Source organism: Lysobacter enzymogenes (assembly GCF_900106525.1).
Lineage (GTDB): Bacteria > Pseudomonadota > Gammaproteobacteria > Xanthomonadales > Xanthomonadaceae > Lysobacter > Lysobacter enzymogenes.
Map to the genome: position 1 here is coordinate 444,774 of NZ_FNOG01000004.1, position 12,212 is coordinate 456,985.

Below are 12,212 nucleotides of genomic sequence, written 5' to 3' on the forward strand. Positions count from 1 at the left end.
TCACCGCAGCGGCTTCGCTTGCGTCCCCTCTCCCGCTTGCGGGAGAGGGTCAGGGTGAGGGTGTGCGGGATCGCCGCGCTCTGCCCTCACCCTGACCCTCTCCCGCACGCGGGAGAGGGGCTTTCACGGGATCAGCCCTTGCGGTTGATTTCCGCCCACAGCGTGCTGCTCATGCCGAACAGCTTGATGAAGCCTTCGGCCTCGGCCACGCCCCAGTCGGCCGCCTGCGCGTAGGTCGCGCCCTTGGCATTGAGGATGTGCTTGGAGTCGATGGCCACCGCGTTGACGATGCCGCCCTGGGTTTCCAGGGTCACCTCGCCGTTGACCGTGCTCTGCGAGCTGGCCAGGAACGCTTCCAGGTCGGTCTTGAGCGGGTCGTGGTAGAAGCCTTCGTACACCAGCTCGACCCACTTGCGCGCCACGTCCGGCTTGAAGCGGTTCTGCTGTTTGCTCAGCACCGCCTCTTCCAGCGCGCGGTGCGCGGTCAGCAGCGCGATCAGGCCCGGCGCTTCGAAGATGATGCGGCCCTTCAGGCCGATGGTGGTGTCGCCGGTGTACAGGCCACGGCCAACGCCGTACTGCGCGAACAGCGCGTTGAGCTTGGCCAGCAGCGTGTGGCCGGCGATCTTCTCGCCGTCCAGCGCCACCGCCTCGCCGTTTTCGAAGCTCAGCTTGACCCGCAGCGCTTGCTCCGGCCACTGCGCGCGCGGCTTGCACCAGCCCACCGCGCCCTCGCCCGGCGCCTGCCAGCGGTCGATCTCGCCGCCGGACATGGTCAGGCCGAGCAGGTTCTCGTTGATGGTGTAGGCCTTCTGCTTGGCGCGCACGCCGAAGCCGCGTTCTTCCAGATACTTCTGCTCGTAGGCGCGGACTTCGGTGTGTTCCTTCTGGATTTCGCGGATCGGCGCGACGATTTCGTAATCGCCCAGCGCCTTCACCGCCAGGTCGAAGCGGACCTGGTCGTTGCCCATGCCGGTGCAGCCGTGGGCGATGGCCTTGGTGCCCAGTTCGGCGGCGCGCGCGAGCGCGGCTTCGACGATCAGGTAACGGTCGGACACCAGCAGCGGGTACTGGCCCTGGTAGCCCTCGCCGGCCCACACGAACGGCTTGACGAAGCCCGACCAGATCGCCGGGCCGCCGTCGACGGTGACGTGGCTGGTCACGCCCAGTTCGGCGGCGCGCTGTTCGATGAAGGCGCGCTCCTCGGCATCGACGCCGCCGGTGTCGGCGAACACGGTGTGCACGGCCCAGCCGCGCTCTTGCAGGTAGGGCACGCAGAAGCTGGTGTCGAGGCCGCCGGAGAAGGCGAGGACGATGTCTTTGCTCATGTTCGGAAAGTCTCTGCTCTGTTTGGCTCCCTCCCCCGCTTGCGGGGGAGGGTCGGGGTGGGGGCAAACGGATGAAGCGGGTGTTTCGGAGCCAAGGCGGACAGCGCCCTCACCCCAACCCTCTCCCACTGTGCGGGAGAGGGAGCAATACGGGTTACTGGCCGATCAACGCCGCCATCACCGCCTTCTGCACGTGCAGGCGGTTCTCGGCTTCGTCGATGGCGATGCAGTTCGGCGAATCCATCACCGCGTCGGTCGCCTTGACGTTGCGGCGCAGCGGCAGGCAGTGGCTGAAGACGCCGTTGTTGGTCAGCGCCATCTTGGCTTCGTCGACGATGAAGTGCTTGTACTGGTCGCGGATCGGCTTTTCCGGGGCCCAGTTGCCGAAGTACGGCAGCGCGCCCCAGCTCTTGGCGTAGACCACGTCGGCGCCGCGGTAGGCGCTGTCGATGTCGTGGCTGACCGTGAGCGAACCGCCACTCTCGGCGACGTTCTGCTCGGCCCAGCCCATGTAGCGCTCGTCGAGCACGTACTCGGGGGTCGGGCACAGCAGGGTCACGTCCATGCCTAAGCGCGTGGCGATGGTCAGCGCCGAGTTCGCCACCGCGGTGTTGAGCGGCTTGGGGTGGTAGGTCCAGGTCAGTACGTACTTCTTGCCGCGCAGGTCGGTGGTGCCGAAGCGCTCCTGCAGGGCCAGCGCGTGGGCCAGCTCCTGGCAGGGATGGGTGATGGTCTCCATGTTGATGACCGGCACCGGCGAATACTTGGCGAAGGCCTTGAGCACCACGTCCTGGCGGTCGTAGGCCCAATCGACGAACTTCGGGAACGCGCGCACGCCGATCAGGTCGACGTAGCGGCCCAGCACCCGCGCCACTTCGGCGATGTGCTCCTCGGTGTCGCCGTCCATCACCGTGCCCAGGTCGAACTCGATCGGCCACGCGTCCTTGCCCGGCTGCAGCACCACGGCGTGGCCGCCGAGCTGGAACGTGCCCAGTTCGAAGCTGGTGCGGGTGCGCATGGACGGGTTGAAGAACACCAGGGCGACGGATTTGCCCTTGAGCTGGTCGCCGAACTTGTTGCGCTTGAACGCGGCCGCCTGCGCCAGCAGCGCGTCGAGGTCGGCGCGCGACCAGTCCTGGGTGTTGAGGAAGTGCTTCATCGTTGGGTCGAGTCCGGGAATCGGGAATGGAGAATGAGGAATCGGCAAAGCGGTGACGCGGTGACCGGCAGTCGCGAGGGGAAGCGGGCGCCGGCGTCCGATGGCGCCCAGGGCCTGTTTCCCGTTCCCGATTCCCGACCGTGAAAAACAAAAAAGCCCAGCGCTAGGCTGGGCTTTTCGTGTGTGCGGCTTGTTACACGAACGACGGCGCGATCCGTCACCCAGCGGATTGGCAGGGCAACGGTCGGCGCGCGCGCGAGGTCATGCCCGCCGCCATGTAGGCGGAGGTCAGAACGTCGGCGTCGGCGTAGTTCGGGTTCATGAGGCCGCGAATGCTGCCATGCGACGGGCGCGGGCGCAAGCCGCCTGGGCCGGCCGAGCCGGGAACTGGGAGGATGGCGGCGCCCGCGGGCGCTCGGAAAAGCATCGGTCGGCCGTCGCGGCCGGACCGGGCGCTCAGCGCGCGGTGCTGATCGGCGCCACCACCGGGGTCACCGCGACCCGGACCTTGAGCTTGTTGCCAGGGTCTTCGGGCAGGCGCGAGCGGAACCGGTTGCCTTTGTAGACGTAGTCCACGTCGTAGGCGATGGGCCGGCGGAACTCGCGCTCCACCGGCACCGGGCGGCAGTTCTCGCCGGTGCTGGGCTTGGGGTCGCGCTCGCGGCCCAGGGCCTCGCGCACCGTGCCCAGCACCCGCTGCAGGCGCGAATCGGTCTTGCCTTCCTCGGGGTCGCACTGCTGCTCGACCGTGGTCGCGCGCAGGGTCTGGTAGACCGGGGTGACCCGCAATACCTGGGCGTAATCGAAGCGGACGTTCTCGGCCTGCAGCACGGTGGTGTGCTGCTGGGCCGGCGCGGGCGCCGTCCACAGGACCGCCACGGCGCCGGACAGCGCCAGGATCGGGACCTGCAGAAGAAGTCGGTTCATCGGGCTCGCGGCGCTGGATTCGTGAATAAAGTGTAAGAGCAGTCTGCCGGGATGGCCTGAATCCCGCCTTTAGACCCCGTGCCGCCGGTGCTTGCGCGGGCCCGCCGTGGCCCGGCCGACCGCGCCGGATCGGCCGAAGTTGGACCGATTCGCCGGATCCGGCCGGGATTAGTGGCCCGCCCGACACACTCGGCCGCTAGAATGAACCCGAACCCAAGCCCTGCGTCCATGAGCCTGCATCTCTACAACAGCCTGTCGCGACAGGTCGAAGCCTTCGCCCCGCTGGATCCGGCCCGCCCGACGATGTATGTCTGCGGCCCCACGGTCTACAACTACGCCCATATCGGCAACGCCCGCGGCCCGGTCGTGTTCGACGTGCTGGCCGCGCTGCTGCGCCGCCGCTACGGCGCGCTGGCCTATGCGCGCAACATCACCGACGTGGACGACAAGATCAACGCCGCGGCGGCCGAGCAGAAGGTGCCGATCTCGGCCATCACCGAGCGCTTCGCCGCGATCTACCGCCAGGACATGGGCGCGCTGGGCGTACGCCTGCCGGACATCGAGCCGGCGGCGACCGCGCACATCGGCGAAATCGTGACCATGATCGAAGGCCTGGTCGCCAGCGGCCATGCCTACGAGGCCGAAGGCCACGTGCTGTTCTCGATCGAGAGCTACCCCGATTACGGCAAGCTCTCGCGCCGCGACATCGACGACATGCGCGCCGGCGCGCGCATCGAGGTCGCCCCGTACAAGCGCGACGCCGGCGATTTCGTGCTGTGGAAGCCCTCCACCGGCGACCTGCCCGGCTGGGATTCGCCCTGGGGCCGCGGCCGCCCGGGCTGGCATATCGAATGCTCGGCGATGGCCGCCGCCCATCTGGGCGAGACCATCGACATCCACGCCGGCGGCAACGATTTGATGTTCCCGCACCACGAGAACGAGATCGCGCAGAGCGAATGCGCGCACGGCGGCCGGGTGTTCGCGCGGTTCTGGCTGCACAACGGCATGCTGACCTTCGACGGCGAGAAGATGGCCAAGTCGCGGGGCAACATCGAGACCGTGCACGACCTGCTGCGCAAGCATCCGGCCGAGGCGCTGCGCTACGCGCTGCTGTCGGCGCACTACCGCCAGCCGCTGGACTGGTCGCCGGAGCTGATCGAACGCTGCGCGCGCACGCTCGACCGGCTGTACGGCACCTTGCGCGACCTGGCCGGCGTCGATCCCGGCGAGTTCGCCATTCCGGCCGAGATCGAGGCCGCGCTGAACGACGACCTGGGCACGCCGCAGGCGCTGGCCGAGATCGCCCGCATCGCCTCGGAAGCGCGCAAGGCGACCGATCCGGCCGAACAGGCCCGGCTCAAGCGCGAGTTGATTGGCGCCGGCCTGGCCCTGGGCCTGCTGCAGCAGGATCCGGCGGTGTGGTTCGCCGGCGCCGCCGGCGACCAGGACGACGTGCGCATCCAGGCGCTGGTCGACGAACGCAACGCGGCCAAGAAGGCGCGCGACTTCGCCCGCGCCGACGCCATCCGCCAGCAGCTCGCCGAAGAAAACATCCTGCTCGAAGACACGCCGCAGGGCGTGCGCTGGGTGCGCAAGCGCCCCGAACTGGAAAAGGAAAGGCGGATCTGAGCGCTGCGCCGCTTCGCTTCCGCCTTCGCTCCGCGCCCACTCCCACCCGGTTTTGATGAACGCCCCCGCCCTCCCCGCTTCGCCCTTCCCGCTCGAACCCAGCGCCGCCGAGGCCCAGGCCGCGATCCGCGACGAATTCGCCTTCTTCGGCGACTGGTCCGAGCGTTATCAATATCTGATCGACCTCGGCCGCAAGCTGCCGGACCTGCCGGAGGCCTACAAGACCGAGGAGCACCGGCTGCTCGGTTGCCAGTCGATGGTCTGGATCGTGGTCGACGGCGATGCCGACAAGCTCGTCTTCCACGCGATCAGCGATTCGGCCATCGTCTCGGGCCTGATCTACCTGGCGCTGCGCGTCTACAGCGGCCGCAGCGCCACCGAGATCATCGCCACTTCGGCCGACTACATCGCCGACATCGGCCTGGCCAAGCACCTCTCGCCGACCCGCAGCAACGGCCTGGCCGCGCTGCTGGCCTACATCCGCGAACAAGCGCAACGGCGGCTGTGAGCGAGGCCGCCGCCCGCGCCGACAGTCCGCAGGACCCCGACGCAGGCGGCCCGATCAGCGCCTCGCAGTTGCTGCGCAATCCCGGCTTCGCCGGCCTGCTGATCTATCGCCTGCTGGCGATGCTGTCCTACCAGATCGTCGCGGTGACGGTCGGCTGGCACGTCTACGAGCTCACCCGCGATCCGTTCGCGCTGGGCCTGATCGGCCTGACCGAGGTCGTGCCCTACTTCTGCTTCGCGCTGTTCGCCGGCTACGCGGTCGACCACCTGCCGCGGCGCAAGCTCGGCATGTTCGCCTGCCTGGGCCTGCTGCTGACCACCTTGATGCTGGCCGGCGTCGCCAGCGACACCTTGCCGGCCGGCGCGTTCGGCATCGGCACCTTCACCATCTTCGCTGCCATCGCCATCAACGGCGTGGTGCGTGCGTTCCTGTCGCCGGTGTACATGTCGCTGTTCGCGCGCGTGCTCAAGCGCGAGCACTTCGCCCGCGGCGCGGGCGTGAGCAGCGTGGTGATGCAGACCGGGTTGGTGTTGGGTCCGGCCTTGGGCGGCGTGCTGGTGGCTTGGGGCGGGAAGACTTCGGCGTATCTGGTCGCAGCGGCCTTCGCTTTGGCCGGCGCGATCGCCATCATCACCCTGCGCGTGACCGAACCGCCGCCGCCGGCCGAATGCGCGCCGGTGTTCCAAAGCATCGGCGAAGGCCTGCGCTTCGTGTTCAACAACCAGGTCGTGCTCGGCGCGCAGGCGCTGGACATGTTCTCGGTGCTGTTCGGCGGCGCGGTCGCGCTGCTGCCGGCCTTCATCCACGACGTACTGCATTACGGCCCCGAAGCGCTGGGCGTGCTGCGCGCGGCGCCGGCCGCCGGCGCGGTGATGATGGGGCTGTGGCTGGCGCGGCATCCGCCGCAGAAGCACGCCGGGCGCCTGCTGCTGTGGGCGGTGGCCGGCTTCGGCCTGTGCATCATCGGCTTCGCCCTGTCGCGCGAGTTCTGGCTGTCGGCGCTGATGCTGATGCTGTCGGGCATGTGCGACGGCGTGTCGGTGGTGCTGCGTTCGACCATCCTGCAGTTGTCCACGCCCGACGAGATGCGCGGGCGGGTGTCGTCGATCAACGGCATCTTCATCGGCTCGTCGAACGAGCTGGGCGCATTCGAATCGGGCCTGGCGGCCAAGCTGATGGGCCTGGTGCCGTCGGTGATCTTCGGCGGCTGCATGACCCTGGCCGTGGTCGGCGCCACCGCGAAACTGGCGCCGAAGCTGCGCCGGCTGGATTTGCGCGACTTGCAGTGAGGCCGCTCAGCGCGGCCGGTCGCGGCGATCTTCGCCGGTGCGGTCGCGCTCGTCCTTGGACGCGGCCGGCGGCTTGCGCAGCGCCACCGCGATCGCGCCCAGCAGCGCGACCACGCCATTGAACAGCCCCACGGCGATGGCGACGAGCACGTCGGCGTAACCGTCGACGTAGTTCGTATCGACGTCCTGGCTGGCCAGCTTCCAGCCGAGCACGCCGATCAGCGGCGAGCCGACCAGCAGGTTGAGCGCAAACATCGCCACCGCGGCATAGCGCAGATAGCCGCGCGACCAATGCCACAGCAACACGTTCCAGCCCAACACCAGCACCGGGCCGAAGATCAGGATCGCTTGTTCCATGCGCGGATTCTCCTGGCGAAGCCGGCATCCTAGCCGCATTCGCCGCGCGCCGCGCCGGCCGGCGTCAGGCGCGCTGCGCCCATTGCGCGTACAAGCCGGCCTCCTCGTGCGGCCGCAGTTGCCGCAACGGTAGCGTTTGCTGCGCCGGCGGCAGCGCCATCTGCGCGTAGACCGCGGCGGTGGACAGGCCGAACGCTTCGCCGTCCTCGTTCGAATAGGCGTAATACGCGGCCTCGATGCCGGCCAGGTGCATCGCCGCCAGGCACATCGGACAGGGATGGCCGCTGGCGTAGATCGTGCAGCCCGTCAGCCGGGTCAGGCCGAGCGCGTGCGCGGCCGCGCGGATCGCCAGCAGTTCGGCGTGCGCGGTCGGGTCGCCGGTTTCGACGATGCGGTTGGCGGCGCGCGCGATCGCCTGCCCGTCGCGCACCACCACCGCGCCGAACGGGCGGCCGCCGGCGGCGGCGTTGGCACGCGCCAGGGCGATGGCTTCGCGCATGAATTCGAGATGACGCGGGTCGGCAGGGCGGTCGTTCATGGCGGGCTCCGCGGCGGCGAGGAGGACAGCGTGCCTGTGCGAGGCGCGCGCGGCGTGGACCGATCTTGGCGGCTTGCGGCCGCGTCCGCGACCGTCGCTACCGCTCCCGTTGCGGTGCGCGGTGCGCGGTGCGGCGCTTGCCCCAAGCCGTCATCCCCGCGAAAGCGGGGATCCAGGGATTTACCGCGACACCACTCTGAAGTCTCTGGATCCCCGCCCTCGCGGGGATGACGGCTTGGGGGAAACGCGGGCGCTGTCTCGGGCGCTGTCTCGGGCGCTGTCTCGGGCGCTGTCTCGGGCGCTGTCTCGGGTGCTGTCGCGAGCGCTGCCGCGAACGAAGCGGCCTCGGCGCGGCCTCGGCGCGGCCTCGATGCGCCGAAAACGAAAAAGCCCGGCCGAAGCCGGGCTTTCGTCGGATGCCGCAAGCCGACGGGCTCAGTCGCCCATCTGCTTCTGCATGTGCTCCCAACGCTCCTGCGCGTCGATGGTGCGTTCGGCGGTCAGGCGCGCCTCCAGGCGATCCAGGCCGATCTCTTCGCCGGTATCGACGCAGAAACCGTAGTCGCCCGAGTCCACGCGCTTGAGCGTGCTGTCGATCTTGCTGATCAGCTTGCGGTAGCGGTCGCGGGTGCGCAGTTCCAGCGAGTTCTCCGTCTCGCGGGTCGCGCGCTCGGCTTCGTCGCCGACGTCGCGCACTTCGTCCTTGAGGTTCTCGATGGTCTGCTTGGATTCCTCGACCAGATCCGTGCGCCATTGCAACAGGCGTTGACGGAAATACTCGAGCTGCAGCGGGTTCATGTATTCCTCGTCCGAGGTGGGCTTGTAGCCCTCCGGCACGATCGGACGGCCGGTCGCGGGATCGTTCTTGTACTGAACGACCTTGACCTTGGTCTTCGGCGCGGGCGAGGACGGCGCCTTGGTGGTCACCGCCACGGCGACCTTGCCGGCCGGACGGGCCGCAGCGGCCGCGGGCTTGCCGGCGGGAGGATTGCTGGATGCTGTCTGGGTCACTGTGTTCTTGCTTTTGTCGGAGATGCTGTCGGCCTGCTTCGCTTTGGACGCCGGGGCGGCCGGCTTGGCAGGTTGCGGTGGGGTTCGCTGTGCGCTCGGCGCAGGCGGCTGCTTCACAGCTTGAGGCTTGTTCGCTTCAACTTTTTTAAGGTCGGCCTTGGCGGCAGTTTGCTTGATCGGCGTCGCTTTGGTTGCGACCGGCTTGGCCGCCGCGGCGGGCTTGGCCGGTGCGGCCGCCTTGGTCGCCGCCGGCTTGGCTGCGACCGGCTTGGCCGCGGGTTTGGCCGGCGCCGCCTTCTTGGCCGCAGCGGCCTTGACCGGGGCCGCCTTGGCGGCCGGCTTGGCCGCGACCTTCTTGGCCGCCGCCTTGGCCGGCGCCTTCTTGACCGCCGGCTTGCTCGCCGCCGTCTTCTTCGGCGCAGGCTTGGCAGCCTTCTTCGCGGCCGGCTTGACGGTCTTCTTGGCGGCCTTGGCGGCCTTCTTCGCAGGTTTTTTCACTGCCACGACAGGCTTGTCCTTCTATTCCCTGAGGGCGCCGCCGGACGCGGTCCGGCGGCATCGCGGGCCAAGCATGACCCACCCGGCCATCAAATGCACATGCGTTCGATGACCGCAAGTGAAATCCGGCGCAACGCCGGTTTTCGCCCGGCCCGGACGGCACGGCTTCGCGTTTCGCGCCGCGGCGGACCTTCGTCTTGCACTTGCCTTGTTTTGGGGAAAGCGCGCTGTTATACCCTGCCGGGGCACCCGCGGCAACCGCGCCGCACGGGGTCCGCGACACGCCCGCCGGAGGCGTAAAATACGTCCCGGCGCGGGGCTTTACCTCGCGCCCTTCCCCGCACCGTCACTACCGTTGCCGGCATTAAGGAAACGTGATCGCCCGCCTCCTCCTCGTCCTGCTGCGCGGCTACAAACGCTGGATCAGCCCCCTGCTCGGCCAGCGTTGCCGCTTCCACCCGAGCTGTTCGTCGTATTCGATGACGGCGATCGCGCATTACGGCGCGCTCAAGGGCAGCTGGCTCACGCTCAAGCGGCTGGCGCGCTGCCATCCGCTGCATCCCGGCGGCTACGACCCGGTGCCCGGCACCGAAGACCCCGCCGCCTCCCCCGACTCTTCCGGACACTGCTCATGCCATCGACCCTGATCGTCAACGCCCGCCTGGTCAACGAAGGACGCGAATACGACGGCGACCTGCGCATCGACGGCGAGCGCATCGCCGAAATCGGCGCCGGCCTGTCGGCGCGCGCCGGCGAGACCGTGATCGACGCGCGCGGCCGCCGCCTGCTGCCGGGCATGATCGACGACCAGGTCCACTTCCGCGAACCGGGCATGGAATACAAGGCCGACATGGCCACCGAATCGGCCGCGGCGGTGGCCGGCGGGCTGACCACGTTCATGGACATGCCCAACACCAGCCCGCCGACCCTGGATGCGGCCGCGCTGGAAGACAAATACCGCCGCGCCGCCGGCCGCGCCTGGGGCAACTTCGGCTTCTATCTTGGCGCGAGCAACGACAACCTCGCCGCGATCCAGTCGCTGGACCCGCGCAGCGCGCCGGGGGTGAAGGTGTTCATGGGCGCGTCCACCGGCAACATGCTGGTCGACGATCCGGTCACGCTGGACGCGATCTTCCGCGACGTGCCCACGCCGATCATCACCCACTGCGAAGACACGCCGATGATCGACGCCGAGCTCGCCCGCTACAAGGCGAAGTACGGCGACGACATCCCGGCGCAGTTCCATCCCGACATCCGCTCGCGCGAAGCGTGCAAGAAGTCGACCGAGCTGGCGATCTCGCTGGCGCGCAAGCACAACACCCGCCTGCACGTGCTGCACATCAGCACCGCCGACGAGCTGGCGCTGTTCCAGCCCGGCCCGATCGAAGGCAAGCGCATCACCGCCGAGACCTGCATCCACTTCCTGCGCTTCGATCGCAGCGATTACGAAAAGCTCGGCCATCTGATCAAGTGCAATCCGGCGATCAAGGATCCGGCCGACCGCGAGGCGCTGATCCGCGCGGTGGCCGAGAACGTGATCGACGTGCTCGCCACCGACCACGCGCCGCACACGCTGGAAGAAAAAGCGCGCCCTTACACCTCCGCGCCGAGCGGCCTGCCGCTGGTGCAGTTCGCGCTCAACGCCGCGCTGGAGCTGGTGCACGAAGGCCGGCTGAGCACGGCGCAGGTGGTCGACAAGTTCGCCCACGCGCCGGCCAAGCTGTTCGACGTGGAGCTGCGCGGTTTCCTGCGCGAAGGCTATTTCGCCGACCTGGTGCTGATCGACGACACGCCGTACACGGTGGCGCGCGAGGACGTGCTGTCCAAGTGCGGCTGGTCGCCGTTCGAAGGCCGCACCTTCCGCAGCCGCATCGCCTCGACCTGGGTCAACGGCCAGTTGGCCTGGGACGGCGTGTCGCTGGTCGGCGCGCCGAACGGGCAGCGTCTGGCGTTCGCGCGATGAGGGTTGCGATGCACGCGGCCGCGCTGTTGCTGGCGGCCGCGGCGCCGGCGGCATCGGCGCAGGTGGTCGCTTCCGGCACGATTCCCGACGGCAATGCCGCGCCGGCGCAGGCGGCCGATGCGCGAACGGTATTTCCCGCTTCGGTGCCGCAAGGCTCGATGGTGATCGGCAAGGTGCCGCCGGGCAGCGTGGTGCGCTACGGTGGCCGGACCTTGCGGGTCACGCCCTACGGAAGCGTGGTGTTCGGCGTCGGCCGCGACGCCAGCGGTACGCTCAGCGTCGAGGTGCAGTCGCCGGGCGGCGCGCCGCAACGCGCGGCGATTGCGGTGACGCCGCGCGATTTTCCGACCGAATACATCCAGGGCGTCCCGCCGAAGACCGTCAACCCGCCGCCGGAAATCGCCGCGCGGATCGAGCGCGAACAGGCGCAGGTGACCGCCGCGCGCGTGCGCGACGACGAGCGCCCCGACTTCGCCCAGCCGTTCCAGTGGCCGGTACAGGGCCGCATCAGCGGCCGCTTCGGCAACCAGCGCGTCTACAACGGCCAGAAGGGCTCCGGCCATTCGGGCATGGACATCGCCGCGCCGACCGGCACGCCGGTGAAAGCGCCGACCGCCGGCGTGATCACCTTCGCCGCGCCCGACTTGTACCTCACCGGCGGCACCGTGCTGCTCGATCACGGGCATGGCGTCAGCTCGAACTTCCTGCACCTCTCGCGCATCGACGTGAAGGTGGGCGACCGCATCGCCCAGGGCCAGATCGTCGGCGCGGTCGGTGCGACCGGCCGCGCCACCGGGCCGCACCTGCATTGGGGCATGAACTGGTTCGACGTGCGCATCGATCCGCTGCTGGTGCTGGAGCGGGCGCAGGCGGCTGGCAAGGCGACGCCGTAAAGGGCGCTGTCGCGTTGACTACGAAGCGATGATGGCTGCGATCTACCTGTAGGAGCGGCGCGAGCCGCGACTGCGGGGCATCGGATCGCGGCGAAATCGTGCGCGCGCCCGG

12 protein-coding genes are annotated in these 12,212 nt (G+C 69.0%); 6 read left to right on the forward strand and 6 right to left on the reverse strand.

The annotated features are described in order from the left end of the window. Positions 1 to 131 precede the first annotated feature (131 nt). From BLU84_RS12820 to BLU84_RS12830, 3 genes are all read right to left on the reverse strand, one after another. Entirely contained in the window at positions 132 to 1,328 is a 1,197-nt protein-coding gene (locus BLU84_RS12820) for an argininosuccinate synthase (RefSeq protein ID WP_074867404.1), read from the reverse strand. 154 nt (positions 1,329 to 1,482) lie between these two features. After that, positions 1,483 to 2,487 (reverse strand): N-acetylornithine carbamoyltransferase, encoded by a 1,005-nt coding sequence (locus tag BLU84_RS12825; RefSeq protein WP_074867406.1) that lies wholly within the window; start codon positions 2,485 to 2,487, stop codon positions 1,483 to 1,485. Between the two features lie 456 nt (positions 2,488 to 2,943). Continuing rightward, entirely contained in the window at positions 2,944 to 3,414 is a 471-nt protein-coding gene (locus tag BLU84_RS12830; RefSeq protein WP_074867408.1) for a hypothetical protein, read from the reverse strand. 228 nt (positions 3,415 to 3,642) lie between these two features. On the opposite strand from BLU84_RS12830, the gene cysS reads away from it, so the two are divergent. From cysS to BLU84_RS12845, 3 genes are read left to right on the forward strand one after another with little or no spacing between them, the layout of a single operon-like run. Next, entirely contained in the window at positions 3,643 to 5,043 is a 1,401-nt protein-coding gene (cysS, locus tag BLU84_RS12835) for a cysteine--tRNA ligase (protein ID WP_074867411.1), read from the forward strand. A 55-nt stretch (positions 5,044 to 5,098) separates the two neighbouring features. Beyond that, on the forward strand, positions 5,099 to 5,551 hold the full coding sequence (locus BLU84_RS12840; protein WP_074867413.1) for a SufE family protein: 453 nt from the start codon (positions 5,099 to 5,101) through the stop codon (positions 5,549 to 5,551). 53 nt (positions 5,552 to 5,604) lie between these two features. Continuing rightward, the gene (locus BLU84_RS12845; protein WP_074867923.1) at positions 5,605 to 6,840 is read left to right on the forward strand and encodes an MFS transporter; all 1,236 of its coding nucleotides are present in this window, start codon (positions 5,605 to 5,607) and stop codon (positions 6,838 to 6,840) included. A gap of 6 nt (positions 6,841 to 6,846) precedes the next feature. Here BLU84_RS12845 and BLU84_RS12850 read toward each other — a convergent pair whose 3' ends face one another. The 3 genes from BLU84_RS12850 to dksA all read right to left on the reverse strand — a co-directional run bounded on the left by BLU84_RS12850 (position 6,847) and on the right by dksA (position 9,250). Continuing rightward, the gene (locus BLU84_RS12850; RefSeq protein ID WP_074867415.1) at positions 6,847 to 7,197 is read right to left on the reverse strand and encodes a hypothetical protein; all 351 of its coding nucleotides are present in this window, start codon (positions 7,195 to 7,197) and stop codon (positions 6,847 to 6,849) included. Positions 7,198 to 7,261: 64 nt separating this feature from the next. Further along, the gene (locus BLU84_RS12855; protein WP_074867418.1) at positions 7,262 to 7,735 is read right to left on the reverse strand and encodes a nucleoside deaminase; all 474 of its coding nucleotides are present in this window, start codon (positions 7,733 to 7,735) and stop codon (positions 7,262 to 7,264) included. A 435-nt stretch (positions 7,736 to 8,170) separates the two neighbouring features. Further along, the gene (dksA, locus tag BLU84_RS12860) at positions 8,171 to 9,250 is read right to left on the reverse strand and encodes an RNA polymerase-binding protein DksA (RefSeq protein WP_074867420.1); all 1,080 of its coding nucleotides are present in this window, start codon (positions 9,248 to 9,250) and stop codon (positions 8,171 to 8,173) included. Positions 9,251 to 9,618: 368 nt separating this feature from the next. On the opposite strand from dksA, the gene yidD reads away from it, so the two are divergent. The 3 genes from yidD to BLU84_RS12875 are packed head-to-tail and all read left to right on the forward strand — an operon-like array spanning position 9,619 to position 12,100. Beyond that, complete coding sequence (yidD, locus tag BLU84_RS12865) at positions 9,619 to 9,891, forward strand: membrane protein insertion efficiency factor YidD (protein ID WP_074867421.1); 273 nt, start codon at positions 9,619 to 9,621, stop codon at positions 9,889 to 9,891. Continuing rightward, positions 9,876 to 11,207 carry a dihydroorotase gene (locus BLU84_RS12870; RefSeq protein ID WP_074867422.1) on the forward strand — a complete coding sequence of 444 codons (1,332 nt, stop codon included), beginning with the start codon at positions 9,876 to 9,878 and terminating at the stop codon, positions 11,205 to 11,207. Before yidD ends, BLU84_RS12870 begins: the two co-directional genes overlap by 16 nt. Continuing rightward, complete coding sequence (locus BLU84_RS12875) at positions 11,204 to 12,100, forward strand: M23 family metallopeptidase (protein ID WP_074867424.1); 897 nt, start codon at positions 11,204 to 11,206, stop codon at positions 12,098 to 12,100. Before BLU84_RS12870 ends, BLU84_RS12875 begins: the two co-directional genes overlap by 4 nt. The last annotated feature ends 112 nt before the right edge of the window (positions 12,101 to 12,212 follow it).